The organism is Kosakonia sp. BYX6 (assembly GCF_038449125.1).
Taxonomy (GTDB): domain Bacteria; phylum Pseudomonadota; class Gammaproteobacteria; order Enterobacterales; family Enterobacteriaceae; genus Kosakonia; species Kosakonia calanthes.
On the sequence record NZ_CP151800.1, the window covers coordinates 4381225 to 4406835 of the forward strand.

General features: G+C 53.7%; 24 protein-coding genes and 2 pseudogenes. 9 read left to right on the top strand and 17 right to left on the bottom strand.

All coding sequences use genetic code 11. From position 1 onward, the window contains the following. Positions 1-157: 157 nt before the first annotated feature. Complete coding sequence (locus AAEY27_RS20465; RefSeq protein WP_342322614.1) at positions 158-439, top strand: YjcB family protein; 282 nt, start codon at positions 158-160, stop codon at positions 437-439. 37 nt (positions 440-476) lie between these two features. On the opposite strand, the pseudogene AAEY27_RS20470 reads toward AAEY27_RS20465, so the two are convergent. From AAEY27_RS20470 to AAEY27_RS20520, 10 genes and pseudogenes are all read right to left on the bottom strand, one after another. Continuing rightward, positions 477-626: pseudogene (locus tag AAEY27_RS20470) on the bottom strand (hypothetical protein); the annotation flags it as partial. Between the two features lie 317 nt (positions 627-943). Further along, on the bottom strand, positions 944-2536 hold the full coding sequence (locus tag AAEY27_RS20475; RefSeq protein WP_342322616.1) for a glycosyl hydrolase family 18 protein: 1593 nt from the start codon (positions 2534-2536) through the stop codon (positions 944-946). A gap of 270 nt (positions 2537-2806) precedes the next feature. Further along, positions 2807-3292 carry a hypothetical protein gene (locus tag AAEY27_RS20480; protein WP_342322617.1) on the bottom strand — a complete coding sequence of 162 codons (486 nt, stop codon included), beginning with the start codon at positions 3290-3292 and terminating at the stop codon, positions 2807-2809. 89 nt (positions 3293-3381) lie between these two features. Continuing rightward, a pseudogene (locus AAEY27_RS20490) lies at positions 3382-3971 on the bottom strand (contractile injection system protein, VgrG/Pvc8 family); the annotation flags it as partial. A gap of 422 nt (positions 3972-4393) precedes the next feature. Next, complete coding sequence (locus AAEY27_RS20495; RefSeq protein ID WP_342322619.1) at positions 4394-5020, bottom strand: aspartate/glutamate racemase family protein; 627 nt, start codon at positions 5018-5020, stop codon at positions 4394-4396. 9 nt (positions 5021-5029) lie between these two features. Further along, positions 5030-5722 carry a dipeptidase PepE gene (gene pepE / locus AAEY27_RS20500; protein ID WP_342322620.1) on the bottom strand — a complete coding sequence of 231 codons (693 nt, stop codon included), beginning with the start codon at positions 5720-5722 and terminating at the stop codon, positions 5030-5032. Between the two features lie 12 nt (positions 5723-5734). Next, positions 5735-6415 (bottom strand): AroM family protein, encoded by a 681-nt coding sequence (locus AAEY27_RS20505; protein WP_342322621.1) that lies wholly within the window; start codon positions 6413-6415, stop codon positions 5735-5737. 1 nt (position 6416) lies between these two features. Further along, a complete protein-coding gene (locus AAEY27_RS20510; RefSeq protein ID WP_342322622.1) occupies positions 6417-7355 on the bottom strand; it encodes a DUF1177 domain-containing protein in 939 nt (312 codons plus the stop codon). A 24-nt stretch (positions 7356-7379) separates the two neighbouring features. Next, positions 7380-8924 (bottom strand): OPT/YSL family transporter, encoded by a 1545-nt coding sequence (locus AAEY27_RS20515; RefSeq protein ID WP_342325664.1) that lies wholly within the window; start codon positions 8922-8924, stop codon positions 7380-7382. Positions 8925-9039: 115 nt separating this feature from the next. Continuing rightward, complete coding sequence (locus AAEY27_RS20520; RefSeq protein WP_342322623.1) at positions 9040-9804, bottom strand: IclR family transcriptional regulator; 765 nt, start codon at positions 9802-9804, stop codon at positions 9040-9042. 375 nt (positions 9805-10179) lie between these two features. Between AAEY27_RS20520 and AAEY27_RS20525 the strand changes: the two genes are divergently transcribed. From AAEY27_RS20525 to AAEY27_RS20550, 6 genes are all read left to right on the top strand, one after another. Continuing rightward, the gene (locus tag AAEY27_RS20525; protein ID WP_342322624.1) at positions 10180-10875 is read left to right on the top strand and encodes an amino acid ABC transporter permease; all 696 of its coding nucleotides are present in this window, start codon (positions 10180-10182) and stop codon (positions 10873-10875) included. Beyond that, positions 10853-11620, top strand: a complete 768-nt coding sequence (locus AAEY27_RS20530) for an amino acid ABC transporter ATP-binding protein (protein WP_342322625.1) — start codon at positions 10853-10855, stop codon at positions 11618-11620. The genes AAEY27_RS20525 and AAEY27_RS20530 overlap by 23 nt, the downstream gene beginning before the upstream one ends. 25 nt (positions 11621-11645) lie before the next feature. Continuing rightward, positions 11646-12419 (top strand): amino acid ABC transporter substrate-binding protein, encoded by a 774-nt coding sequence (locus AAEY27_RS20535; RefSeq protein WP_342322626.1) that lies wholly within the window; start codon positions 11646-11648, stop codon positions 12417-12419. 181 nt (positions 12420-12600) lie between these two features. Continuing rightward, complete coding sequence (locus AAEY27_RS20540; RefSeq protein ID WP_342322627.1) at positions 12601-13143, top strand: chorismate mutase; 543 nt, start codon at positions 12601-12603, stop codon at positions 13141-13143. Positions 13144-13276: 133 nt separating this feature from the next. Continuing rightward, positions 13277-14314 carry a hypothetical protein gene (locus AAEY27_RS20545; RefSeq protein ID WP_342322628.1) on the top strand — a complete coding sequence of 346 codons (1038 nt, stop codon included), beginning with the start codon at positions 13277-13279 and terminating at the stop codon, positions 14312-14314. Beyond that, complete coding sequence (locus AAEY27_RS20550) at positions 14293-15048, top strand: hypothetical protein (RefSeq protein ID WP_342322629.1); 756 nt, start codon at positions 14293-14295, stop codon at positions 15046-15048. The genes AAEY27_RS20545 and AAEY27_RS20550 overlap by 22 nt, the downstream gene beginning before the upstream one ends. Before the next feature lie 67 nt (positions 15049-15115). Here the strand turns inward: AAEY27_RS20550 and ssb1 are convergent, their stop codons facing one another. Continuing rightward, on the bottom strand, positions 15116-15649 hold the full coding sequence (gene ssb1, locus AAEY27_RS20555; RefSeq protein ID WP_342322630.1) for a single-stranded DNA-binding protein SSB1: 534 nt from the start codon (positions 15647-15649) through the stop codon (positions 15116-15118). Positions 15650-15906: 257 nt separating this feature from the next. Between ssb1 and uvrA the strand changes: the two genes are divergently transcribed. After that, positions 15907-18732, top strand: coding sequence for an excinuclease ABC subunit UvrA (gene uvrA / locus AAEY27_RS20560; protein WP_342322631.1), 2826 nt, complete (start codon positions 15907-15909; stop codon positions 18730-18732). Here uvrA and AAEY27_RS20565 read toward each other — a convergent pair whose 3' ends face one another. The 6 genes from AAEY27_RS20565 to dnaB form a co-directional block, all read right to left on the bottom strand. After that, a complete protein-coding gene (locus AAEY27_RS20565) occupies positions 18733-19086 on the bottom strand; it encodes an MmcQ/YjbR family DNA-binding protein (protein WP_342322632.1) in 354 nt (117 codons plus the stop codon). It abuts the gene before it with no gap. 3 nt (positions 19087-19089) lie between these two features. After that, positions 19090-19506 carry a secondary thiamine-phosphate synthase enzyme YjbQ gene (locus AAEY27_RS20570; protein WP_342322633.1) on the bottom strand — a complete coding sequence of 139 codons (417 nt, stop codon included), beginning with the start codon at positions 19504-19506 and terminating at the stop codon, positions 19090-19092. Positions 19507-19605: 99 nt separating this feature from the next. Next, complete coding sequence (gene aphA / locus AAEY27_RS20575; protein ID WP_342322634.1) at positions 19606-20316, bottom strand: acid phosphatase AphA; 711 nt, start codon at positions 20314-20316, stop codon at positions 19606-19608. Positions 20317-20513: 197 nt separating this feature from the next. Continuing rightward, positions 20514-21707, bottom strand: a complete 1194-nt coding sequence (gene tyrB / locus AAEY27_RS20580; RefSeq protein ID WP_342322635.1) for an aromatic amino acid transaminase — start codon at positions 21705-21707, stop codon at positions 20514-20516. Positions 21708-21811: 104 nt separating this feature from the next. After that, the gene (gene alr / locus AAEY27_RS20585; RefSeq protein WP_342322636.1) at positions 21812-22891 is read right to left on the bottom strand and encodes an alanine racemase; all 1080 of its coding nucleotides are present in this window, start codon (positions 22889-22891) and stop codon (positions 21812-21814) included. Positions 22892-23048: 157 nt separating this feature from the next. After that, the gene (gene dnaB / locus AAEY27_RS20590) at positions 23049-24455 is read right to left on the bottom strand and encodes a replicative DNA helicase (RefSeq protein ID WP_342322637.1); all 1407 of its coding nucleotides are present in this window, start codon (positions 24453-24455) and stop codon (positions 23049-23051) included. 63 nt (positions 24456-24518) lie between these two features. On the opposite strand from dnaB, the gene AAEY27_RS20595 reads away from it, so the two are divergent. Then, positions 24519-25502 carry a quinone oxidoreductase gene (locus AAEY27_RS20595; protein WP_342322638.1) on the top strand — a complete coding sequence of 328 codons (984 nt, stop codon included), beginning with the start codon at positions 24519-24521 and terminating at the stop codon, positions 25500-25502. The last annotated feature ends 109 nt before the right edge of the window (positions 25503-25611 follow it).

Genomic DNA, 25611 nt, shown 5'->3' on the forward strand with positions numbered 1-25611 from the left:
TTGCACTGGTCAATAAAAGAACAAATGTGATATAGTTCACACATTCCTGAAACACGGAACACCTTTTCACTTTGTTGTGCTACGCCTGCGGACACCTGCATCATCGCCACGTAAGTGCCTGTCCGCCTGGTATTCGATTCTTTCTGAGGATGGTTTCATGGCAACCTTTACCACCAGCGTGGTGTTATTTCGCTGGCAGTTATTGAGCGCAGTATTGATGTTTATGGCCAGTACGCTGAACATTCGTTTTCGTCGTGCTGACTATATTGGCCTTGCAGTGATTAGCAGCGGGATGGGGCTGGCGGCGGCATGCTGGTTTGCCACCGGTCTGTTGGGCATTACGGTCGTGGATTTCTCCCACGTCTGGCAGAACATGGTCGCTGTGATGGAAGAGATCTCGCAAAAAGCGCCACCCGAGTGGCCGATGGTCATTACCTGATAACATTTCGCGCCCCCACAATAGGGGGCGCAACGCGTTACATCGCCGGCCACTGGTTAAGATGAATACCGCGCTGCGGCGCGTTTTCAGCAAACTCACTCAGCCCCGAAAGCAAATTCCCGGCGCGCAGCAGCCCCATCATCACATTGGCTTTCACCCGTGGGTTGAGAGTGCCTGGATCGCTGTGTAATTTTTGCAGCGCCCAACTACGGTTTCTGGCCAAAAGTGGTTTCAGCGTGTTCACGATGTGGCTCCCTTATTGTCAATGAGCGTATTGGCAGGCTTTATGCGGGAACTTTTACTACTAGCACTGGCGGGGGAAATACAATTCTAAGGAAATTCCTATTATGGATTTAAATTACTAAAAAAAGTCGCAGTGTAAATAAACGAAAAAAGAAAAGTGGTGAGATATAGAGATTTTTTTGAGCTTATTGATAAGGATGCTAATAGTAAACAGCAATGCCCCCAATAAATTGGGGGCAATATAAATGATCTCTTCGTGGTTTATTTCACGACTTTATCCCACGCCATGCTCCAGGCGCTGCCGGTGGCCGGTGCATATGCGCTGGCAAGGCCGCCGCACCATGCAGTGTACGGATGTGGCTTGCATTGATACAGCTTGCCGTCGGTCGCCGTGACAATATCGCCCGCTTTATAGGCATAGCCCGCCTGATACTTCGGATAACTTTGCTCTTGTTCGTCGTCGCTCTGCTCCGTGGTAGTAACGTTTAACACCGCAGACAGCGCCGATTTATTGCCTGCCGCATCCACCGCGTTGATGGCGTATGCATATTGAGTGTTGGCATTAAGATCTTCATCGGTAAAGGTATTTCCGCTGACATCGGCAATTTTCTGCTGATTGCGGAACACTTCATAACCCTTCACGCCAGAGGCGGAATCCGTAGAGGCTTTCCAGGTGAGATGCACAGTGGTTGCGGTGGCTTGCGCATGCAAATCGGCCGGTACGCTCGGCGCAGTCGTGTCTTTTTCCGGCGTTTCGACAACGCTGCCATCGTGAATTAACTGGGTATACGCCTTACGGAACTGGCCGCCGAACGGCACGTGATTCACGTTTTCGCCTTCATCCCAGTTAATTGACCAGGTCATTAAGCCTCTAAGCGGCATGCCCTCTTTTTGCATATCCGCAAATACGCGATAAACATCTTCCGGTGTTTTCACAAAACCGGTCGCAGCGGCGGAACCATTACTTGGCAGGCCGATCACCAGTTTGCTGGACGGAATTTTCACCGCAGCCAGACCGTGCTTATCGGTAATTAACTCTTTGCTGAAGTGATACAAGAATTCATATTTTTTGCTGTCATCATCCTGGGTGTAATTCACCCACCAACCGTCTTTGGCGGTGTCATCCGGCTGGAAGCCAATCCCGAACGCGCCCTGGTTATAAAATTGCGGCGCAATAAAGTCATAATAACCGTCGAGGCTATTAATATAATTTTGATATTGCGGGTTGGACTTCGTCAGATACGGAATTTCCGGAGCCATACTGATAATAAAGTGCTTACCTTGCTGCTGATAATGTTCACGCACCTGTTTCAGCGCGGCAGGAATAACGGTTTCATTATCGGCTTTTTTAATGGCGCTCTGTTCCAGGTCGATATCCAGACCATCAAAACCATACAGATCGACGAGTCGGATAATTTCGTCAGCGAAATGTTGCGTATCGCCATTTGCGGCGTGCAGTTCAATATGCGCATCCGCGCCGCCCAGCGATAACAGCACCGCCTGACCACGCTGGTTCAGCGCGGCGATTTCGGCGCGAAACGCCTGATCGGAACCGTAATACGGCACGAAGGTTGGCATGCTTTTGCCATCAGACGACTTCATGAATGACGCCATTACCACGTTGTATTCTTTTGGCGTATCTTTTAGCGCTAATTTTAGTGGGTAACCCTGCTCATAATCACCGGAGAAGCCCTGGTCCCAGTTATGCCAATAGCCGACCAGTAATTTTTGTCCCTCAATGGACGGCATGGTGTCTGCGTAATCGGTCTCCGCAAAAACATGGCCACTGAGGCTCATCAGCCCAACCAATGCCAGCGAGGTACAAATCTTATTCATCTTAAATAAGCTTTTCATTTTTTAATCCCTTAATGAAGAGGTAAGTAAATCTTCGCAATAAATATCTTTTGCCGAACACAAACGGTGAAATTCATATTACCGTTTACTGCACCATTTTCATTATCTAAATGCTAAGAAACCTCTTTTCCTTATTGAGCGAATTTTATTTCAGCAAAGAACACTCTAAATAATTATCTGAATTTCAGAAAATAGACGAAAAAAATCACAGCCTTGTTTTATAACGCGCCGTGATTACCATGATTATTCCGACCAAAACGGTGTGAAGATCTATTCCAGTTCGCGTTTCGCCGATTTGCCATAGTCTTTATCATTCAGCAGGCTTTTTAACGCCTCAATAGCTTTAGGGTGTTGTTTATTATGGGAAAGCAGCGAGAATGCCGCGCCCTTAAACAAGATATAGCTGTCGCTTTGAATGATGTTCAGCGCGAATTCAATAATTTCATCCGTCATTGACAATAATGCCAGGGTATTAATGCAGTTCACAATCAGGCTATCATCTTCAAAATCATCGTTATTAATGATGATGATAAGTTCTTTTTTAATAAACTCATCATCATAATCACCGCGATATAAACCTAATATTTTCACCGCTTCGATTCTGGCATCGTCATCGCCATTAATATCTGTCGCAATCGCCAGCATAAATTTTGCTAATTCCCGATCCAACGGCTGCGTGAAGTTGCGCAGGAAATTAAACTTCCCTTCTTCATTCAGCGAATTATATTCTTGTATGATTTTTTGATTATCAGCCATATACCCTCCTAAAGAAGAAACAGTTTCGACCTGAGTTTATCAACATCGTCCGCCATTGCTAATATTTGATCGGCAATCTGCGGGGCATTGCCGCCGGAGGCGTACTGGTTTTCTTCGAAGGCGTACTGCGCGCCGGCCACCAACCATTTGGCGTTGTCGGCGTAATTCGGCGCATTGGTCAGCGTAAAAACGTGGCCCGGCGCAATACCGGTCGCGGTGCCGGAACCTTGCGTCTGCTGCTGTTCCGCTTGCCAGGCCTGCTGGCGAATGCGCGCGTCAGTTGGTCTTCAACGGTGACGTTGTATTCAGAAAACAGCGTCTTGGCGATATCCGGAACGCGCTGTTGCTGGAAAATGCGGAAGTTGCGATCGCGCATCATCGGCCAAAAATCGGGTTCGAGGATCACCTGCCAAACCGCATAACGCGTGCCGCCCAGTTCTTCGGAACGCACGGAAACCGCCGTGACTTTGCCGGAAAGGTAGCGCTCGCTGCCCAGTTGCGCGGGGATCACCACCGTCATGTCCTGCCCCAGCAGTTTTTGCCGATCGAGGGTGAAATCTTGACTTAGCAAATCAACCTGAAAGCGAAATGGCGCAGAAAGACGTTCTTCCCCGGTTAACCTCCAGAAAAGGAGCGACTCACTACCAGCAGATGACAGCACGGTTATCCGGTTAACCATACGTGTTCCTTAATTGCAGAGGTGAATAAAACCGGGAGAGGAGCTTCTCCACGCTTAAAGAATGTCGCGAATGATGTTTTTAAATATAGGTGGCGTTATTATTTTCAGCGCCAGAAAATTGCGTTTTATATTGTCCGTATATCACCTTAATCGGTGGATAATAAGAGATGAGATAAATCCTATTCTTGCTTAAAAATAATAACTTATTAATTTAGAAGGAATTATTAATTCGCTTAATTTTATTAAGGTTTTCGCGTTATGTGATGCAGTCTATGTTCTCTGACGTATCATATATTCTTGGCTGCTTAAAATAATTAAAAACGACAGCGAAATAGTTACGCAGGTTATTTTTATGCGGTTTCGTCTTTAATTGAAATAATAGGCGGGAAGAAAGAATGACGGCCCTTATCCGGGCCGTGAAGTTATGCCAACTGGCTGGCAAACAAACCGGCGGCGCTCACCGCGTCAATGGCGGTTTTGCCGAGCTTTGTGCGAATGGCATCCGCCAAAGCGATGGTGGAAAAGCCCGTGCAGGAGAAGGCGATCACTTCCGCGCCTTCCTGATAGAGCTTATCGGCGCAGTCGAGCGCGCTGGCACGGCCCTCTGGTGTGAGCAGATCGGTGGTTTTTGTCACCCCCTCAGGCCGCGCATAGCGGACGTTTTCACCGAGTAACGCGCGAAACGGCGCGGGCGCGGCTTCGCCGATCCCCATCACCGCCACCGGGCGTTTGAGCATCGCGGCAATGCTCGCCGCCGCGCTGCCTGCGCTCACCACCGGTATGGTCACAGCGGCGCGAAGCTGCGCGAGACCAGGATCGGCCGCGCAACTGAGAAAAAGCGCGCGACAACCCTGCGCCTGCAATGCTTGACCCAGCGCCACGATCTTAGGCACCGCCAGCGCTTCGCTTTGCGCATCAAAAATACCGCTGCGCTGATCCGCAATGCAGCGGCTGACAGAAGCAATGCCGTACTCTTGCTGGATCAGGCGCCCGTGCTCTTCCACAAAATGCGCGTCGTCATGGGTTAATACACGAATAATGCCGAGCATAAAGCCCCCTCAGTAAAAACGATGATCGCTGGCCAGCGGGATGGCCGCTTCATTGGCCTTAAACAGCAGCGCTGTTTTGTCGCCGCCCAATTGCGCACTGCCGTTTTGTACCGAAATCCAGCTTCCTTCCGGCAAGCCGATGACCTCAAGCGCAGGATCAACCACCAGCAGTTCACGGATGCGCTGCTCGCGGGTTTCGCCCTGATGCCCGGTCGGCAGGGCGTTGGTGAAGTGCGGATTGATCTGTAGCGGCACCAGGTTAAGCGCATCCAACCCACCCGGATCGATAATCGGCATGTCGTTGGTGGTGCGGATGGTCGGGCACGCCAGATTCGCCCCGGCGCTCCAACCCACATACAGCGCGCCGTTGCTCACCGCCTGACGGATCGGTTCGATCAGCCCGCGATCGCGGCAATTTTTCAGCAAATGAAAGGTGTTACCGCCGCCGACCATCACAACATCTGCGGCGGCAATCGCCGCTGGCGCGTCATCAACGGTGTGAATACCGGTGATCGAAAGATCGAGATCCGCCAATGCCAGCCGGACTTTGTCGGTATAGGCGTCATCACTTTGGGTGACGCCCGCAAAGGGGATAAACACCACGTTGCGACGCCCGTCGAGCTGCGCTTTCAACAGCGGCAGCGCATAGTGCAGATATTCCGTGCCCGGCAGCACCGAATTACTCAGTAACAGCAGGTTCATCCTGGTCTCCTTTTAGAGCAGATTACGCAGCAGATCGGCCAGCAGCTTATTCGACAGCACCACTGGCGCCGCGACATGGCGTGCGCAGATTTCCTGATGCCAGCCGGTGTAGCCCATGCAGTCCGTCAGGATCACCTCCGCGCCCTGCGCTTCCAGCGAACGGGCCGCTTCGGCAATGTCTTCTTCGCTGGCAGTGTAGGGTGATGCAACAGCAAAAACCGGCGTCTGTGTAGCGCCCCGCCACTTTTCCAGTTCGCTGGCAACTTGTGATTCCAGCGGCACAAGGATCCCGGCGCGACGCTTGCCGACCAGCGCATTTAGCGTCGGCGGCAGGAGCTGATCCGGCTCGATCAACCAGGCTTTCTGGCTGCTTAAGCCGTGAAACTCACCGGTACATAGAATGGCGATGATCTCGCAGCCTTGCGCTTCCAGCCAGTCGATCTTCTGCTGGAGCGCTTCGCCCACGGCGGGCTTGCCCATCACCACCGCGCGCCCGTCAAGCAAGCGCGAGGTTAACAGCGCGTCCCCCGGTTGCGGTGTGAAACGCGCGGCAATTTCGACATCATCCAGCCCGTCCAGCACCCCGGCATGCACACAGTTCACGTGCGCCGGTAACGCGGCGTCGAGGATCGGCGTGATGTCGCTGCGCGGTGCCTGACCGATGGTCAGCGTGCCAATTTTGCGGATCGCCATGTCACACCCCCGGCTGGCGTTTTTGCAGATGCGCCAGCGAACCGTACAAATCCAGCAGGCGCTGATACTCTGCTTTATCAAAGAACTGGCAGGTGCCGCGCGTGAACTCTTTCGCCACTTCGACCGCGTATTTGCAGGCCAGTGCGATATCCGTTTCGTGGCTCGCGCCGGTTCCGCAGCCCGGCACGGCGCTGACAGCGGTGATCGCCACACCGACAACCGGGGCGGCGGTGGCGATCGACGGTTGCAGGATGCTGTTGAGGTGGTAAACCCCGTTGCCGTATGGCGTGATGTCCTGAGTGGTAATCGGGAATGTCACCGGCAACTGCCCGGTGGTCATTTCCATCACCCGCAGCAGATCGTCTGCCACACGCAGGATGTACCCCTCTTTCACCGTCGGAGAAATGGCAAAGCCTTTATGGTTGATGATGCGGTTGCCTTTGGTGGTATCGATAGAGAGCACCGCGTCCATTTCGTCGGTCACTTCCTGCTCGTTCATATCTTCGGTTTCCACCGGGGAATCCATAAAATCGACCGGCTCATGCGGGCGGGTTGGCGCGTCCGGGCAGATATGGGTGGTGACAATCACATCGCCTGGCAGGGTGTCGCCCTGGCGCTGCATTTCGGCCAACTTGAGCGCACTGGCGATCGCCGCGACGGCGCCATCGGCATCGGACACCAGGCCAATACGCCCCGGACGCGCGCCGATTCCGCCCAAACGCCCAACAATCCCCAGCGTCGGTGCCGTACCGCCGCTGCGCTTACCTTCTGAACCCGGAATCACGATTTTGACGAAGTCGGTGCTGCCTTTCGGGCCGCTTACCGCTTTCACGCTCACCTCAAGGTCGCGATATTCCGCCAGCAGGGTTTTCACCTTTTCGCCGCTGGCATACGCGCTGTCGAGTAACGCAAAGACCTGTAATGTTTGTTGTAAGCTCATAATGTTTTCTCTGATGTTGCGTGATTACTTTTTGCCGCCCGGCAGGACGGAATTAAAGAAGCTGAACAGGGCGTCCCCGGCGATCAAGCCTGCCGCCAGCACCTCGATTTTGTTACGCATCGGCTCGCCACCCACGCGCAAAACCACGGCGCGGATGGCAATCCCGATAATCACCGCCCAGCCGGCCAGTGGGTTGTTGATCAACAGACCGGTTGCCAGCATGACGCCCATTTGGCGGCCTGGCCCGCCAATCAACTGGATGATGGCACCCGGAATAGCCCACATCAGCAATGATTTCGCGATATCCAGCGAGACACCCGCATTGATGGCCGCGACATAGACTTTCGCCACCGGCGGTACCAGCCCCTGCGCGAAGTAATCGCGGAAGATAAACAGCACCACCGGCATGGCGACCACAAAGGCCAACATGGCGGCAATCAACTGTTGGCGGCGACCTTCCAATTCGAAACGGGTATGCGCACCTTTGCCGCGCAGGATCCAGCCGGCTTTCAGGTCGTAACCCATATCGGCAAACGCCGGGCCGGTAGCAGCGGAGAAACCGCACAGCATCGCCAACGCTTCCGGCGGGAAGCCAATCAAAATCCCGATAAGCAGTGTGATGAGCGCAACGGCGAAGGCCGGGAACCAGCCGGAGTGCATGGCGGCGAGGCCGACAATCATTTCATGCAGGAAGGCGGCGAACGCGGCGTAAAGCATGAAACCAATCAGCCACGGCAATGAGAGGTGTGCATACAGCCCGCTGCCCAGCGCAATCAGCGCGGAGAGCGCGACAAAACCGAGCGCGCCTAAGCGAATGGTTTTGCCAATCTGCTCGTTTTGCGCCAGCGGCAGCGCGTCGTCGCTTTCAGCGGCATGTTTCGCCTCCGTTGCCGGGCTTTTTTTGCCAATCAGGCGCGCAATCTGGAACAAGGCGACGACACCCGCGCCCGCCATCACGCCGTGCGGAATATAGAGTTTGTTGATATCAATGCCGAACATGGGGTCGGAGTAGCCGCGCAACAGGAAACCGACGCCGAGCATGCCGAGCGCCCAGATATTGCCGATAAACGCCGTACCCAGCGCGGCCATCGGGAATTTAAACCAGGAGCCGATTGCGCCAATCGCAATCCCGGTGCCGAGCAGCGCCGCCTGTTTGCCGCCCTGATCCCCGGCTTTAATGGATTCCGCCGCCGCAATGCCCGGCGGCCAGGCGCCTTCCGCCGGAAAAATGCGCGTGTTGAACAGGCGATAAAGCAGCCAGGCATCCAGCAGCATCGCCAGCGCCACGCCGATAAACATCGGCATCACCATTTCGTTGTGACCAAACAGCCACGGAATGGAGATCGGCAACAATAACGAATTCGCCGCGCCAAACGTGGCGGCGGAGGTGGCGCTCTGCGCCAGGTTCTGGATATGAATAGAGCGAAAACGGGCGAAGCACTGAAGCGGAATACGGGCAATGATCATCGCCGCCATCGCGCCAATGATCGCCGTGTTCGGTGTAACCCCAAGCGTGGTGAGAAGCTGCACGCCGATGACAGCGCCAAAAATGCTTAGCACCAACAGCATTAACAAAGTGGCCGGGGCAAAAGCGCGCGGGTGGCTCTCGTGCTTCTCAGGCTGCGTTTCACAACGGACGGTCTGACTCACGGTTATTCTCCTGGCATTGGCAAAAGGAAAAGAATCAAAGCGGGCTGCTTACCTGCGTGTCGCCGGTTTTCCCGGCAATCGTGAGGGCAGCCTCTTTCAGTAATGTCGCGATCCGTTGCAACTCTTCAGGGGTGGCAAGCTGTTGCGGAAATGAGAGGCAGAACGCCACAGCATCGTGGGTGGCCGGGTCGCCGACGGCGCAACTTACGGACGCCGTATCGGCGACCGATTCGTTAACCGCCGTCGCATAGCCCGCGTCGCGGGTTCGTGCGACCGTCGCGACCAGCATGCTGACATCCTGCTGGCTACCGGTAAGTTGGGAAACCACCTGCGGGCTGGCGAAGAAATCATGCAGTTGGGTATCAGTAAAGCGCGCCAGCAGCGCCCGGCCGGTGGAGGTTCCCCAGGCGGGCGATCGCGAACCGGGCCAGGTGACGACCGGTAAAGACTGGCGGCCGTGAATCACCCGCAGCACGAGGATCTCCTGGTTATCCAGCATCGAGATATAGCCGGTATAACCGGTGCGCTCGCACAAGCTACGCAGCGCGGCATCAACGTGATCGTTCAGGGTAAGCTGGCGATTTACCAGGTGCGACGCCGACATGATCAGCGGACCAGGCAAAAAAGTGCCGTGAATTTCGTCCTTTTCGAGGTAGCCATAGGATTCAAGCTGGCTCATGACGCGTGAGGCCGTGCTTTTTGGCATACCCAGATGATGAATAACATCGCTGATGCGGATCGCGCCCTGGCGCTCGACCATCAGTTTAAGAATGCTGGCAGTGGTTTCTAATATCGACATAGCAAGTCTCATTAAATGGGACTACAGTTTCATTTAATGGAACTGCAAGAAGAATGCCAAAGCGTAATTAGCTGAAATGATTGAATTCACATCAGACTGATCAAATTTTACGCACCTTGATGGTGCCCTTATTTGGTGCAGTGAAGGAGCAATAACACGCAAATGGTGCAATCAGAGGGGAAATGGCCGCGTATCGCTTGTAGCGAAAAAGCATGGCTTAGCACATTTAGTACTAACGTTATGCGCATATATTCGTTTTCGCTGTAGGCGCAAAGCATATAATCCGCGTTAATACAGCATCAGAATTATAAACTAGGCTTATCATTTATCATTCTGCCAGCTTTTTCTGGTAACAAGCTTTCCGGAAGGTGTGTAGTGCCAACATGGTTACCCTTAGCGATTGATTCTTTCTGGCCGATGCTTTCCGCAGGGCTAAAATTTACGATCCCATTAACGCTTAGCTCTTTTATTCTCGGCTTGTCTCTCGGGTTTATTGTTGCGCTGTTGCGGTTATACGGGCCGGCATTTCTTAAACCGGTGGTCAGATTTTATGTCTGGCTGATTCGCGGCACGCCATTATTGGTGCAGCTCTTTTTGATTTTCTATGCGTTGCCGAGCGCCGGGATCACCATTGACGCTTTTCCGGCGGCGGTGATCGGTTTCACGTTGAATATTGGCGCCTATACCTCGGAAGTGATCCGCGCCACCCTGCTCGCCGTGCCGAAAAGCCAGTGGGAAGCCGCGCACTCCATTAGCATGACCTGGGCGCAGGCGCTGCGCCGGATCATTCTGCCGCAGGCCGCGCGCATCGCCGTTCCGCCGCTCTCCAATACCTTTATTTCGCTGGTGAAAGACACCTCGCTCGCTTCGGTCATTACCGTGCCGGAGATGTTTCTCGCCGCGCAACAAATTGCGGCTACAACGTATGAACCATTAATTCTGTATAGCGAAGCCGCGGTGATTTATTTGTTCTTCAGTTCTGTCTTATCTCATTTGCAGGAGAAGCTGGAACGGAAATTAGCGGGCACGACAGTTAAGGAGAAGGTCAGTGATAACGCTCTCCAGCATTAATAAGAGTTTTGACGGCAATCGTGTTTTGCGGGATATCCATTTAACGATTGAAGAAGGGACGGTTACCGCGTTAATTGGCCCTTCCGGCAGCGGTAAAAGTACCTTACTGCGTTGTATTAACCTGCTGGAAATTCCGCAATCGGGCGAATTAACCATCGGGATAGAGCAGATTAAATTCGCGCCGAACGCCCGCATTAAAGGCCATGATATTCGCCGCATTAGCCGCCAGACAGGCATGGTGTTTCAGAACTTCGCGCTGTTTCCGCATATGACCGCCCTCGACAACATTACCGAAGGGCTGGTGACGGTGCACAAATGGGATCGCGCACACGCCCGCAAGCGTGGCGAAGCGTTGCTGGAGAAAGTCGGCATGTTGCACAAACGCAATGCGCTGCCTAACACCCTCTCCGGCGGCCAGCAACAACGCGTGGCGATTGCCCGCGCGCTGGCGCCCTCTCCTGCCGTGTTGCTGTGCGATGAACCGACGTCCGCCCTTGACCCGGAGTTATCCGGCGAGGTGGTTGCGGTGTTGCGCCAACTGGCGCAGGAAGGCACGACGATGATTATGGCTACGCACGACCTGCGATTAGCGGCGAATATCGCAAGCCAGGTGGTGTTCCTCGAAGCCGGGGAGATCGTCGAGGCGGGCAGCGCTAAATCTCTTTTCACGGATGCGAAGAAACCCCGGACCGCGGAGTTTATCGCCTCTTTAAGCACAGCGCTTCCGGATATCGGGGCGATTTAATAACAATAGTTACGGGGTAATTGACATGAAGGCATTCGCAACACTCGTTCTTGCCGGAGTTATGCAACTTGGTTTTGCCCACGCGGCGCTGGCGCAGGACGATCTGGCAAAAATTCAGTCCGCTGGCGTACTGAAAATCGGTACTGAAGGGACTTATCCGCCATTCACGTTCCATAATGCTTCCGGCACGCTGGAAGGCTTTGACGTTGAGATCGGCCAGGAAATCGCTAAGCGTTTGAAAGTGAACGCACAGTTTGTTGAAGGCAAATGGGACGGTCTGATCGCCGGTATCGACGCTAACCGTTATGACGCGGTGATCAACCAGGTTGGTATCACGCCGGAGCGCCAGAAGAAATATGACTTCTCCGAGCCGTACATCGCGTCAAAAGCCGTGCTGATTGTGAACACCAAGAACAGCGACATTAAGAGTTTCGACGATTTGAAAGGCAAGAAATCTGCCCATTCGTTGACCAGTAACTATGCGCAGATCGCGCGTAAATACGGCGCGGATATCGTTGCGACCGACGGTTTCAACCAGTCGGTGGATTTGGTGGTTCAGGGGCGTGCTGACGCGACCATCAACGACAACCTGTCTTACCTTGATTTCAAAAAACATAAACCTGCCGCGCCGGTGAAAATTGTGGCGGCACAGTCTGACGCGGAGAAATCCGGCGTGTTGATCCGTAAAGGCAACCCGGAACTGAAAGCGGCGATTGATAAAGCGCTGGAAGAGATCAAAGCCGACGGCACTTATGAGCGCATTTCCCAGAAGTACTTTGGTGCTGATGTGTCAAAGTAATGTGTTAATGATGTAACAAACAGAAACCGTAATTTCACAATGGAATTACGGTTTTTTCGTATAATCACGCGGCTGTAAAATCACATTTGCATTCTTTTTCCGTACTGAAGTGCTTCTCTGGTTCGAATACACCCAGAAGTATCAGGTGAAAGGCCACTTTTATCGTCTTCGGAGATTGATTATGGATTACAAGATTTACTCCGCCGTGTTACTTCTCGCTGCCGCGAGTTTCTCCGCTGCGGCAGCCTCAAACACTGCCCCTTCCATTGGCTCACTGGTCAATGAACGCTTATCCTGGATGAAAGATGTCGCCGGGTACAAAGCACTGCATCACCAGGCTATTGAAGATCTCAAGCAAGAAAAGAAGGTACTCGAGAGTGCGGTTGCCGACGCGGAAGCGCTGGGTATCAGAGGCGAGAGCGTGAAGCCTTTTATTCAGGCGCAAATGGACGCCGCAAAGGCCATTCAGTACCGTTACCGCGCCGACTGGCTGCCCGCGCCGGAAGCCAACTGGCACCCCCGCCCGCTGGATGAGGTGCGCTATCAAATTAGCCAACTCAGCGACCAAATTCTTAAAACGATGGCAGAGCGGCTGAACGCCGGGGCGCGTCTGACGGAACGAGACAAAGACGAGTTTATAAATGCCATCCAGCAAAAGAATTTACATGAACAGGATAAGCAGCGGATCTGGAATGCGATGAAAGAGATTACGCTGAAGCGTTAAACAAAAACCCCGCTGAAAAGCGGGGTTTTTGTTATTGAATAGTGGCAACCATCGCACAATGCGTAAAGCTATTTTTTGACGTGTAAACCATTCGAGCTTACACTGCAAAAAATGCCTTTACACGGGACTGGAAATGAACGCTCAGGCAGCAGCGCTACGCGAATATCTCGAATCCATCTTAGGTTTTCGCACCAAGCTCACCAGGATAAAACTCGACGTCCCCTTCAGCGTGCAGGAAGCCTTTTATCTCTTCAAACTGGAAATTAATGTGCCGGGCACGACAACTCCCTTAATCATGCTAGCGGCGCTACAGCGTGAGGATGATTACCCCGGCATCGTCGCTTTAAGGAAACGCCTGGCGGTTATCGAAAAGGCGACGGATTGGGTTGTGGTGTATATCAGTAACGCGATTTCCTTGGTGGAACGCCGAAGCTTAATTGATAACCACATCAATTTTATTGCCATCAGAAAGCAATTTTTTGTTCCTGAATTAGCCATGGATCTGCGGGAAGCATTCAGCGTCAGGAAAAAGAAAGTGCTCGAAGAGAGTGAATTTTCTCCGGCAACGCAAGCGATGTTTATTCAGCTTTTATTTGATGAATCCGCGTTCAAACCCGATGCGCTTTACACGGCAGAAAAATTGATGGGTTCCTACAAATACAGCCGGGTAACCCTCTCCAGGGCTATAGCTGAGTTAAGGGAATCAGGGCTTCTGACATTGATTTCTGAAAAAGATTTTTCGACCAGACTCTACAAACTCAAATATTCGCGTAGCAAAACCTTCGGAAAAGCCCTCAAAATGCTTCGCAGCCCCGTTAAAAAAAGAGTCTGGGTTAACAAGATTCCACCATTAAATAATGGGATTTGTTACGCAGGTGACACTGCCCTGGCGGAATATACCCTGCTCGCACCTGGCTCGAAGCCTGTATTTGCCATGACGCAAAAGGTTTTCAGCGCGATGGTGAAGGACCACGAATTTGAGGAAGTCGCTCATATCGACAGCGCCAAAGCGACGGTGGAAATCTGGCGTTACCGTAGCCCTAAAGCGTTTACGCATATTGTCGATGAGGTTTCGCTCTATTTGACTCTGAAAGATGACAAGGACGAACGTGTCCAATTAGCGCTGAGTGAACTTAAGGAGGAAAACACATGGATGGCATTCGGGGATTAACACGCTTCGGTGAGCATTTTAAAGACTATCAGGATCAGTACGTATTGATTGGTGGCGTGGCATCCTGGATAACCATGGATGAGGCGGGTGAAACGTTTCGTGCGACAAAAGATCTCGATATCGTGCTGATTATTGAAGCGCTCAGTCCTGAATTCGTGAACCGGTTTTGGGATTTTATTAAGTCCGGGGGCTATAGAATTCGCCAAACCGGGGGTGGTAAGCCCATTTTCTATCGCTTCCAGCAGCCTGCGGACATAAGCTTCCCTATGCAAATTGAGCTGTTTTCGCGCGCTCCGGAAGGGATAGCACAACCAGAAGATGCTCAGATCACGTGGATTCCGACAGAAGAAGGCGTTTCCAGCCTCTCCGCCATTCTTCTCAATGACGATTACTACGCTTTTCTGAGAGAAGGTTTACAGCACACAGAACGCCTCTCCTATATTGGCGCGGATCGGCTGATTCCCTTCAAAATGAAAGCATGGCTAGATCTGAGTGCCCGTAAGGCTGCGGGAGAACTGATCGATTCGAAAAATATCACTAAACATCGAAACGATGTGATCCGCTTATCCGGCCAACTAACTGAAAAAGCGATAGATATTCCCGATAGTATTCGGGCTGATATCACGCAATTCCTCGCGCAATTGCCTGATGAGCAAATTGATGTCAAACAACTCAGTGTGCGCAGTAGCCTTGAAGATATCGCCTATCGTATTAGAACGGGCTTTGGTTTGTAGATTTAAAGGTACTGAACACAAAAAACCCCGCTAAAAAGCGGGGTTTTTTGTTATCTGATGACAAGAATCAGAACGGGATATCGTCGTCGAAGTCCATCGGCGGTTCGTTAGACGGCGCCGGTGCGGACTGCTGCTGTGGACGAGACTGCGCGCCGCCGCTGAACTGGTTGTTATTGCCCTGCGGCTGCTGAGGCTGACCCCAACCACCTTGCTGCTGGCCCTGGCCGCCACCTGCCGGTGCGCCGCCGCCCTGACGTCCACCCAGCATTTGCATGGTGCCGCCAACGTTGACAACGACTTCAGTGGTGTATTTTTCCTGACCGGATTGATCGGTCCATTTGCGGGTACGCAGCTGGCCTTCGATATAAACCTGAGAACCTTTACGCAGATATTCACCCGCCACTTCAGCCAGTTTGCCGAACAGCACAACACGGTGCCATTCAGTCTGCTCTTTCGTTTCGCCGGTCTGCTTGTCACGCCAGGATTCGGAAGTAGCCAGCGTAATGTTGGCAACTGCGCCACCACTCGGCATGTAGCGTACTTCCGGGTCCTGGCCCAGATTACCGACGAGAATCACCTTGTTTACGCCTCTGCTGGCCATGATCGTGTCTCCTGAAAACGTTTCTTAGTAGTGTAAACGCGCGAGTGTACCATTTCCATGTAGCATTTTGATAGCTGCGAAGCACGTTCCAGAGATCTCTCACGGACCGCCTAATTTTGCGTACCTGTACGAAAGAGGCATTCGAACACTGTATATTCATTCAGGTTAAATTGTGTCATAATTAGCCGTTTGTGACCGCCGGTTGTCCTTCAAACACACCAGGCAAAATGTGTTCCACCGGGTAAAAGGTGAATGGATTGGATAAGATAGAAGTACGGGGCGCGCGCACCCATAATCTCAAAAACATCAACCTCGTCATCCCTCGCGACAAACTGATTGTTGTCACCGGGCTGTCGGGTTCGGGCAAATCCTCGCTGGCTTTCGATACGCTCTATGCTGAAGGGCAGCGTCGCTATGTGGAATCCCTCTCCGCGTATGCCCGTCAATTTCTGTCGCTGATGGAAAAACCGGACGTTGACCACATCGAAGGTCTGTCCCCTGCCATCTCTATTGAGCAAAAGTCGACATCGCACAACCCGCGTTCAACCGTCGGCACCATAACCGAAATTCATGATTATCTGCGTCTGCTGTTTGCCCGCGTTGGCGAACCGCGCTGCCCGGATCACGATGTGCCGCTGGCGGCGCAAACCGTCAGCCAGATGGTGGATAACGTGCTGTCGCAGCCGGAAGGTAAACGCCTGATGCTGCTGGCGCCGGTGATCAAAGAGCGTAAAGGTGAACACACCAAAACGCTGGAAAACCTGGCAAGCCAGGGGTATATCCGCGCACGTATCGACGGCGAGGTCTGCGATCTGTCCGATCCACCGAGTCTTGAACTGCAAAAGAAACACACCATTGAAGTGGTGATTGACCGCTTTAAAGTCCGTAGCGATCTATCCCAGCGCCTGGCGGAATCCTTTGAAACAGCGCTGGAGCTCTCCGGCGGTACGGCGGTCGTCGCCGATATGGACGAGCCGAACGCCGAAGAACTGTTGTTTTCCGCTAACTTCGCCTGCCCGATTTGCGGCTACAGCATGCGCGAACTGGAACCGCGCCTGTTCTCGTTCAACAACCCGGCGGGCGCGTGCCCGACCTGCGACGGCCTTGGCGTGCAGCAATATTTCGATCCAGACCGCGTCATCCAGAACCCGGAATTGTCGCTGGCCGGTGGCGCAATTCGCGGCTGGGATCGCCGTAACTTCTACTATTTCCAGATGCTCAAATCACTGGCGGAACACTATAAATTCGACGTCGAAGCGCCGTGGGAAAGCCTGAGCGCCAACGTGCAGAAAGTAATTCTGTCCGGTTCCGGAAAAGAGTCTATTGAATTCAAATACATGAACGATCGCGGCGACACCTCGGTGCGTCGCCACCCGTTCGAAGGCGTGCTGCACAACATGGAGCGCCGTTATAAAGAGACGGAATCCAGCGCGGTGCGTGAAGAGCTGGCGAAGTTTATCAGCAACCGTCCATGCACCTCGTGTGAAGGGACGCGTCTGCGTCGCGAAGCGCGCCACGTGTTTGTGGAAAACACCCCGCTGCCGACCATTTCCGATATGAGCATCGGTCATGCGATGGACTTCTTCAACAATCTGAAACTTTCGGGTCAGCGGGCAAAAATCGCTGAAAAAGTGTTGAAAGAGATTGGCGATCGTCTGAAATTCCTGGTCAATGTCGGCCTGAATTACCTGACCCTTTCCCGCTCGGCAGAAACGCTTTCCGGCGGCGAAGCGCAGCGCATTCGCCTGGCAAGCCAGATCGGCGCGGGCCTGGTGGGGGTTATGTACGTGCTGGATGAACCGTCTATTGGTCTGCATCAGCGCGATAACGAACGCCTGCTGGGTACGCTGATTCATCTGCGTAACCTCGGCAATACAGTCATTGTCGTTGAACATGACGAAGACGCGATTCGCGCGGCGGACCATGTGATCGATATCGGTCCGGGCGCGGGCGTGCACGGCGGCCAGGTGGTAGCCGAAGGCTCGCTGGACGCGATCATGGCGGTGCCGGAATCCCTCACCGGTCAGTATATGAGCGGCAAACGCAAAATCGAGCTGCCAAAACAGCGCGTGAAAGCCGATCCGCAAAAAGTGCTGAAACTGACCGGCGCGCGCGGTAACAACCTGAAAGACGTGACGTTAACGCTGCCGGTTGGCCTGTTCACCTGTATCACGGGTGTTTCCGGCTCCGGCAAATCGACGCTGATTAACGACACGCTGTTCCCGATTGCCCAGCGCCAGTTGAACGGCGCGACCATCGCGGAACCTGCGCCGTACCGTGACGTTCAGGGGCTTGAGCATTTCGATAAAGTGATCGATATCGACCAAAGCCCGATTGGCCGTACCCCGCGTTCCAACCCGGCGACCTACACCGGTGTCTTTACGCCTGTGCGTGAACTGTTCGCTGGCGTGCCGGAATCCCGCTCTCGCGGTTACACGCCGGGGCGTTTCAGCTTCAACGTGCGCGGTGGGCGGTGTGAAGCCTGCCAGGGCGATGGCGTGATCAAAGTCGAAATGCACTTCCTGCCGGATATTTACGTACCGTGCGACCAGTGCAAAGGCAAACGCTATAACCGCGAAACGCTGGAAATCAAATACAAAGGCAAGACCATCCACGAAGTGCTGGATATGACCATTGAAGAAGCACGCGCGTTCTTTGATGCCGTTCCGGCGCTGGCGCGTAAGCTGCAAACGCTGATGGATGTCGGTCTGACCTATATTCGTCTTGGCCAGTCGGCGACCACGCTTTCCGGCGGTGAAGCCCAGCGCGTGAAGCTGGCGCGCGAGCTGTCGAAACGCGGCACCGGGCAGACGCTCTACATCCTTGATGAGCCGACCACCGGCCTGCACTTTGCCGATATCCAGCAGTTGTTGGACGTGCTGCATCAGTTGCGGGATCAGGGCAACACCATTGTGGTGATTGAGCACAACCTGGACGTGATTAAAACCGCGGACTGGATTGTCGATCTCGGCCCGGAAGGCGGTAGCGGCGGCGGGGAAATTTTAGTCTCCGGTACGCCGGAAACCGTCGCCGAATGCGAAGCGTCGCATACAGCGCGGTTCCTCAAACCGATGCTGAAGTAGTCACACTAAAAGCTGGTGTCGAATGTTTTCCGGCACCAGCTCAATGGCTTGCTTGTACGAGGCATCCACCAGGTAGTAAATCTGCGAATCCGGCAGTGAACCATCAAGATAAACCGTGCTCCAGTGCGCTTTGTTCAGATGGCGGCTGGGGCGTACATCTGCATGCTGAACGCGCAGCAGTTCCGCCAGCTCCGGGCTGGTTTTCAGCGACACCGCCGGGCGACCTTCCACCTCTTTCACCATCGCGAATAGCACGTCTGCGACCTTAATCTGCGTGGCTTTCCAGTCGCTGTGCACGCTCTGCTTTGCACCGGGTTTCGCCATGCAATATTGCAACAACTCCGAAATTGTCATCGTTTATTCCCCTTGTAGTGTCGCGATAATCCTCCGCGAACCGCCATGGATGCGATGCTCTCCCAGCCAAATCCCCTGCCATGTACCAAGCACTACGCGCCCGTTTTGCACAGGCAACAGCAGTGAAACGCCAAGCGTGGAAGATTTAATATGCGACGGCATATCATCCGGCCCCTCGTAATCATGCTCATACGGCGCGTTGTCCGGCACAGCGTTTAAAAAGTGGCGCTCCATATCGTGGCGCACAGTGGGATCGCAATTTTCATTCAGGGTGAGAGAAGCGGAAGTGTGCTGAAGAAGCAGGTGCAACAAACCCACTTTCACGCGGGAGAGATCGCGAATTTGCCCGAGCACCTCGTCAGTGACCAGATGAAAACCGCGCGGTTTTTCGCCAAGCGTAAGGGTTTGTTGGTACCACATTTGCTGCTCCTTTCGGAAAATGAATCCTTGTAAGTGTGCAGCATGACGCCAAAAGGGGAAACCCGACCGCCCGATTTAGTTTAAAAAACCGTCAAAACATCAATATTCAGAATCGACAATCACTTCTTCGCCCAGCGCGCCCGCTTGCGGCAACGGTCGGTATGTCGAATTGGACGCACGCAGCACGCGGATAGGCCGCGCTTCGCTGTCACGCGCCGCCGTGATATCGCTGTCTGAATCGCCGTAAAAAATGCGAATTTGTTTCGCCTTCAGCCACTGGGTTTTGTTGTTCTGACCTGTCTGATCGCCCGCGAAAATCACCGGGTTCATATTGGCGGCGGGAATAAGAAAATCGTCCTGTAACGTTTTCGACACCGTTTCCGTTTTGGTCTGGCTACGTCCGGTAATGAAAAAGATGCTGTCGCCGCGCTTCACATGCATGGCAATTAACTGGCGCGCCGCTTCTTTGGGAATGCTGAATTCATCCCAACCGTTATTCATCTTTTCCCAGAATGCCGGGTTTTGCAGATAGGCTTCGCTGTCGGGCGACCAGGTTTTTTTACCGCGCCAGAAGCCGGGGCTGGAAAAAAGTACAGTGTCATCAATATCAAAACCCACTGCCATGGGCGGGCGCTCAAGCAGCGAGCGTTCAATTTGCCCCACGGAAACCCAGTGGATGGGCGCCTGTTCGGCGAGTTTTGCAACATTGGTGCCCTCAGTCACGGGCGAAGGCGCGGAGGCATAAACCGCAGCGCTGCCAAATGCTATCCACAGGCAAGCAGCGCCAAGAGCACGAGTGAACTTTCGCATATTTATCCCTAAATTATCAGTTCGTTATATTTTATAAATGGTGCGAATGGTCAAAATACTACCAGACCTTAACCCCAGAGACGGGTTAAAAAAAGAGTTTTCTGTGGAATATCCATAGATTAAGAGAATACAGAGGGTGATGATCCCCTGCGAAAGCGCAGAGGATCGGGCAGGAATAGCGCTAAGTAAGTGAGTACTTACATAACTGCGGCGAATGCTTGCGCCACGCGGTGCACATTACGGCTGTTCAGGCCCGCCACACACATACGCCCGCTTGAAATCAGGTAAATACCGAACTCTTCACGCAGACGATCAACTTGCGCCGCACTAAGACCGGTATAGCTGAACATGCCACGCTGTTTGAGCAGGTAATCAAAATTGCCGCCCGGTACCGCGTCTTTCAACACGTTCACCAGTTCCTGGCGCATCGCCAAAATACGCATGCGCATGGCTTCCACTTCCGCCAGCCAGGAGGCTTTTAAACCTGCATCGCCGAGCACCGTTGCCACCAGCTGCGCACCAAAATTCGGCGGGCTGGAGTAGTTGCGGCGCACGGTGGCTTTTAACTGACCCAGCACGCGGCTCGCGGCTTCGGCATCTTCGCACACCACGGAAAGCCCGCCGACGCGCTCGCCATACAGGGAGAAAATTTTCGAGAATGAGTTGCTGACCAGTGCCGGCAAGCCCGCATTGGCGATAACACGAATCGCGTAGGCATCTTCTTCCATACCCGCGCCAAAACCTTGATAAGCGATATCGAGGAAAGGAATCAGGTTGCGCGTTTTCAGCACGTCTACCACCTGGTCCCACTGAGCGTTGGTTAAATCCGCGCCGGTCGGGTTATGGCAGCACGGATGCAGCAGCACAATGCTCTGCTCCGGCAGAGTGTTCAGTTTTTCCAGAAACGCCTCGAAACGCACGCCGTGGGTGGCGTTGTCGTACCACGGATAAGTGCTGACTACGAAGCCAGCGCCTTCAAAGATGGCGATGTGGTTTTCCCAGGTCGGATCGCTCACCCAAACACCCGAGTTGGGGAAGTAACGTTTCAGAAAATCCGCGCCGATTTTCAGTGCGCCAGAGCCGCCCAGCGTCTGGATGGTGGCAATACGTTTTTGCGTTAATAACGGACTTTCTGCGCCAAACAGCAGCGGAGCGATGGTGTGACGGTAGCTGTTGAGGCCTTCCATCGGCAGATAGAGCGATGCGCCATGTTGCTGGGCAGTGAGACGCGCTTCAGCTTCGGCAACGGCTTGCAGGCGCGGGATAATATTATCTTCGTTGTAATACAGCCCAATGCTGAGGTTAACTTTGTCGCTTCGTGGGTCTTCCTTGAAACGCTCCATCAACGAAAGAATCGGGTCGCCGGCGTAGGCGTCAACTTTCTGAAACACGCTTGTATTCTCCAGGTTTACAGTGGGCAGGCCCACCACAATAAACCGGAAGCTAAGGAAGATCGAGAGGAGCAGCGCTTTCCAGGTAAGGAAAGCGCTAACGTTTAATCGATATAGACAAGTGTCGCCCTTGAAGTAAGGCGCGTGATAAGTTCGTAAGCGCTCACTTTTGTGACTTCGGCGATGCGTTCAACGGGCAAACCGTCCCCCCACAGCACCACTTCATCACCGGCTTTTTCCTGCGCATCCGGGCCGAGATCGACACAAATCATGTCCATCGCCACGCGCCCGACAATCGGCACTTCGCGCCCGTTAACCATCACAGGCGTACCGGACGGCGCCGCGCGCGGGTAACCGTCGCCGTAACCCATGGCGACCACGCCCAAGCGGGTGTCGCGCGTACTTTCCCAGGTTCCGCCGTAGCCCACCGGATCGCCGGTTTGATGTTCGCGCACGGCAATCAGTTGTGACTTCAGCGTCATGACCGGCTGGAAGCCGAAATCCGCGCCCCAGGGTTTTGTGTCCAGCGGTGAAACGCCGTACAAAATGATGCCGGGACGTACCCAATCGAAATGAGATTGCGGCCACAGCAGCGTACCGCCCGATGCGGCAATCGAACGCAAGCCGGGTTTCCCTTCGGTGAAGGTGGTGAAAATATCGAGCTGGCGCTCTGTCGCGCCGCATTGCGGTTCATCAGCACGGGCAAAGTGACTGGCGATATTCACCGGCTGGCGCACATTTGCGCACTGCGACAGGCGGGCGTAAAACGCCTCGGCTTCATGGGGGTGTACGCCAAGTCGATGCATGCCGGTATCGAGTTTCATCCATACGGTGACCGGTTCTTTTAGCATCGCGGTTTCCAGCGCTTCAAGCTGTTCAACGCTATGAATAACCGTATGCAGTTGGTTTTCCGCTACCAAAGGCAGGTCGCTGGCGGCGAAAAAACCTTCCAGTAACAAGATGGGTTGTGTAATGCCGCCCGCGCGCAGTTGCAGGGCTTCTTCAAGACGGGAGACGCCGAAAGCATCGGCATCGGGGAGCGTTCGCGCGGTCTCGAGAAGACCGTGTCCATAGGCGTTCGCTTTCACGACCGCAACCAGTCGGCTGGCGGGAGCCAGTTCGCGCAGGCGTTGCAGATTGTGTCGCAGAGCGCGGCGGTTAACTACTACGGTTGCCGCTTGCATGTTTTTCCTTATCACCAATCTTTATCAGCAATCTTCGAAATCATTCGTGCTGCAGGAAGGCGACAAGCCCGGGAATCCCCGGGAGCTTAGACAAACTAAGTGACCGGGGTGAGCGGGCGCAGTCAACACACCTGCAACGCGAAGGATGAAGAAGATTTTATTCGTCGTCGTACTGTGGCCCTGCATAATTATCAAAACGCGACCACTGCCCATTAAATGTCAGACGTACCGTACCGATCGGGCCGTTACGCTGCTTACCAATAATGATTTCTGCAATGCCTTTTAAGTCACTGTTTTCGTGATAAACCTCATCACGGTAGATAAACATGATCAAGTCGGCGTCCTGCTCAATAGAACCGGATTCACGCAAATCGGAGTTGACCGGGCGTTTGTCGGCGCGCTGTTCCAGAGAGCGGTTAAGCTGCGACAGCGCCACCACCGGCACCTGCAACTCTTTGGCCAGCGCTTTCAGCGAGCGGGAGATTTCAGCGATTTCCAGCGTACGGTTGTCCGACAGCGCCGGGACGCGCATCAGCTGAAGATAGTCGATCATAATAAGGCCAATGCCGCCATGCTCGCGGGCAATGCGCCGCGCACGAGAACGGACTTCCGTCGGCGTCAGACCGGAAGAGTCATCAATGTAGATATTGCGTTTTTCCAGCAGGATGCCCATGGTGCCGGAGATGCGCGCCCAGTCTTCATCGTCCAGTTGGCCGGTACGAATACGCGTTTGATCCACGCGCGACAGCGACGCGAGAGAACGCATCATAATTTGTTCGGAGGGCATTTCGAGACTGAAAATCAATACCGGCTTATCTTGTAACATCGCCGCGTTTTCGACGAGGTTCATCGCAAAGGTGGTTTTACCCATCGACGGACGAGCCGCGACGATGATCAAATCCGACGGCTGCAAACCGGCGGTTTTTTTATTGAGATCATCGTAACCGGTGTTCACGCCGGTCACGCCGTCGTGCGGTTGCTGGAATAACAGCTCAATACGCGCAACAGTCGCCTCGAGCACATCGGCGATGTTTTTCGGGCCTTCGTCTTTATTGGCGCGACTTTCGGCGATTTTAAAAACGCGGGATTCCGCCAGATCCAGCAGTTCTTCGCTGGTGCGGCCCTGCGGATCAAAACCGGCGTTAGCGATTTCGTTCGCTACGGAGATCATTTCACGAACAACGGCACGTTCACGCACGATGTCCGCATATGCGCTGATGTTTGCCGCACTTGGCGTATTTTTGGAAAGCTCCGCCAGGTAGGCGAAACCGCCGACAATCTCTAACTGGCCCTGTAACTCGAGCGACTCCGCCAGCGTAATCAGATCGATGGGTTTACCCATCTCTTGCAGGCGGTGCATTTCCGTAAAGATATGGCGATGCTGGCGCGTATAAAAGTCATCAGAAACAACGCGTTCGGCGACGTCGTCCCAACGCTCGTTGTCCAGCATTAACCCGCCCAACACTGACTGCTCCGCTTCGATGGAATGCGGAGGAACTTTCATCCCCTCAAGCTTGATGTCGCGGGGTTCAGTCTGTTTGTTGAAGGGTTTATTTCCTGCCATAGTGAAAGGAGCTATCCGGGTAATGAATGGTTTGAGAGATTATCACAGAGTTCAGGAGGAAGCATGGCGACAAGAATAGAATTTCACAAGCATGGTGGGCCTGATGTGTTGAACGTGGCGGAGTTTTCGCCCGCAGATCCGGCAGAAAATGAAGTGCAGGTGGAGAATAAAGCCATTGGTATCAATTACATCGACACCTATGTTCGCAGCGGATTATATCCGACGCCCTCGCTGCCAAGCGGGCTGGGGACAGAGGCGGCAGGTGTGGTAAGTAAAGTGGGCAGCGGCGTAACGCATATTCATGTCGGCGATCGCGTGGTTTATGCGCAATCCGCATTGGGTGCTTACAGCTCGGTCCATAATGTTCCGGCCGATAAAGTGGCGGTTCTGCCGAACGCCATCTCTTTTGAACAGGCTGCTGCGTCGTTTTTGAAAGGGCTGACGGTGTTTTACCTGCTACGCAAAACCTACGAAATCAAACCCGATGAAGTATTTCTGTTCCACGCCGCCGCGGGCGGGGTTGGGCTTATCGCTTGCCAGTGGGCTAAAGCGCTCGGCGCGAAATTGATCGGTACTGTCGGATCCGCGCAAAAAGCCCAGCGCGCGCAGCAGGCGGGCGCCTGGCAGGTGATCAACTACACCGAAGAAAATGTGGCGGAGCGGGTGAAAGAGCTTACCGGCGGCAAAAAAGTCAGCGTGGTATACGATTCAGTGGGTAAAGACACGTGGGAAATCTCCCTCGACTGCCTGCGCCGCCGTGGCCTGATGGTGAGCTTTGGTAATTCATCTGGGCCGGTCACCGGTGTGAACCTTGGGATCCTTAACCAGAAAGGTTCACTCTACGCCACCCGTCCGTCGATGAATGGCTACATCACTACGCGTGAAGAGTTACAGGAAGCCAGCAACGAGCTGTTTTCGCTGATCGCCAGCGGAGTGATTAAAGTGGATGTGGCAGAGAACCAGAAGTTTGCGCTGAAAGATGCGCAACGGGCGCATGAGATGTTAGAGAGCCGTGCGACGCAGGGTTCAAGCCTGCTTATCCCTTAAGCTATGTCACTGAAAGAATTAGGGCTTCCCGTAGGAAGCCCTTTCTTTTTTAGTTCGGCTGCATTGTAGGGTACAGCTCGATGAATTCGTAACGCCGCGATAGTGACAG

What these genes read in the sequence shown, in the direction of transcription:
- AAEY27_RS20465 (WP_342322614.1), top strand. Translation starts at nt 158, where the DNA reads ATGGCAACCTTTACCACCAGCGTGGTGTTATTTCGCTGGCAGTTATTG.
- AAEY27_RS20475 (WP_342322616.1), bottom strand. Translation starts at nt 2,536, where the DNA reads ATGAAAAGCTTATTTAAGATGAATAAGATTTGTACCTCGCTGGCATTG.
- AAEY27_RS20480 (WP_342322617.1), bottom strand. Translation starts at nt 3,292, where the DNA reads ATGGCTGATAATCAAAAAATCATACAAGAATATAATTCGCTGAATGAA.
- AAEY27_RS20495 (WP_342322619.1), bottom strand. Translation starts at nt 5,020, where the DNA reads ATGCTCGGCATTATTCGTGTATTAACCCATGACGACGCGCATTTTGTG.
- pepE (WP_342322620.1), bottom strand. Translation starts at nt 5,722, where the DNA reads ATGAACCTGCTGTTACTGAGTAATTCGGTGCTGCCGGGCACGGAATAT.
- AAEY27_RS20505 (WP_342322621.1), bottom strand. Translation starts at nt 6,415, where the DNA reads ATGGCGATCCGCAAAATTGGCACGCTGACCATCGGTCAGGCACCGCGC.
- AAEY27_RS20510 (WP_342322622.1), bottom strand. Translation starts at nt 7,355, where the DNA reads ATGAGCTTACAACAAACATTACAGGTCTTTGCGTTACTCGACAGCGCG.
- AAEY27_RS20515 (WP_342325664.1), bottom strand. Translation starts at nt 8,924, where the DNA reads ATGCTGTTGGTGCTAAGCATTTTTGGCGCTGTCATCGGCGTGCAGCTT.
- AAEY27_RS20520 (WP_342322623.1), bottom strand. Translation starts at nt 9,804, where the DNA reads ATGTCGATATTAGAAACCACTGCCAGCATTCTTAAACTGATGGTCGAG.
- AAEY27_RS20535 (WP_342322626.1), top strand. Translation starts at nt 11,646, where the DNA reads ATGAAGGCATTCGCAACACTCGTTCTTGCCGGAGTTATGCAACTTGGT.
- AAEY27_RS20540 (WP_342322627.1), top strand. Translation starts at nt 12,601, where the DNA reads ATGGATTACAAGATTTACTCCGCCGTGTTACTTCTCGCTGCCGCGAGT.
- AAEY27_RS20545 (WP_342322628.1), top strand. Translation starts at nt 13,277, where the DNA reads ATGAACGCTCAGGCAGCAGCGCTACGCGAATATCTCGAATCCATCTTA.
- AAEY27_RS20550 (WP_342322629.1), top strand. Translation starts at nt 14,293, where the DNA reads ATGGATGGCATTCGGGGATTAACACGCTTCGGTGAGCATTTTAAAGAC.
- ssb1 (WP_342322630.1), bottom strand. Translation starts at nt 15,649, where the DNA reads ATGGCCAGCAGAGGCGTAAACAAGGTGATTCTCGTCGGTAATCTGGGC.
- AAEY27_RS20565 (WP_342322632.1), bottom strand. Translation starts at nt 19,086, where the DNA reads ATGACAATTTCGGAGTTGTTGCAATATTGCATGGCGAAACCCGGTGCA.
- AAEY27_RS20570 (WP_342322633.1), bottom strand. Translation starts at nt 19,506, where the DNA reads ATGTGGTACCAACAAACCCTTACGCTTGGCGAAAAACCGCGCGGTTTT.
- aphA (WP_342322634.1), bottom strand. Translation starts at nt 20,316, where the DNA reads ATGCGAAAGTTCACTCGTGCTCTTGGCGCTGCTTGCCTGTGGATAGCA.
- alr (WP_342322636.1), bottom strand. Translation starts at nt 22,891, where the DNA reads ATGCAAGCGGCAACCGTAGTAGTTAACCGCCGCGCTCTGCGACACAAT.
- dnaB (WP_342322637.1), bottom strand. Translation starts at nt 24,455, where the DNA reads ATGGCAGGAAATAAACCCTTCAACAAACAGACTGAACCCCGCGACATC.
- AAEY27_RS20595 (WP_342322638.1), top strand. Translation starts at nt 24,519, where the DNA reads ATGGCGACAAGAATAGAATTTCACAAGCATGGTGGGCCTGATGTGTTG.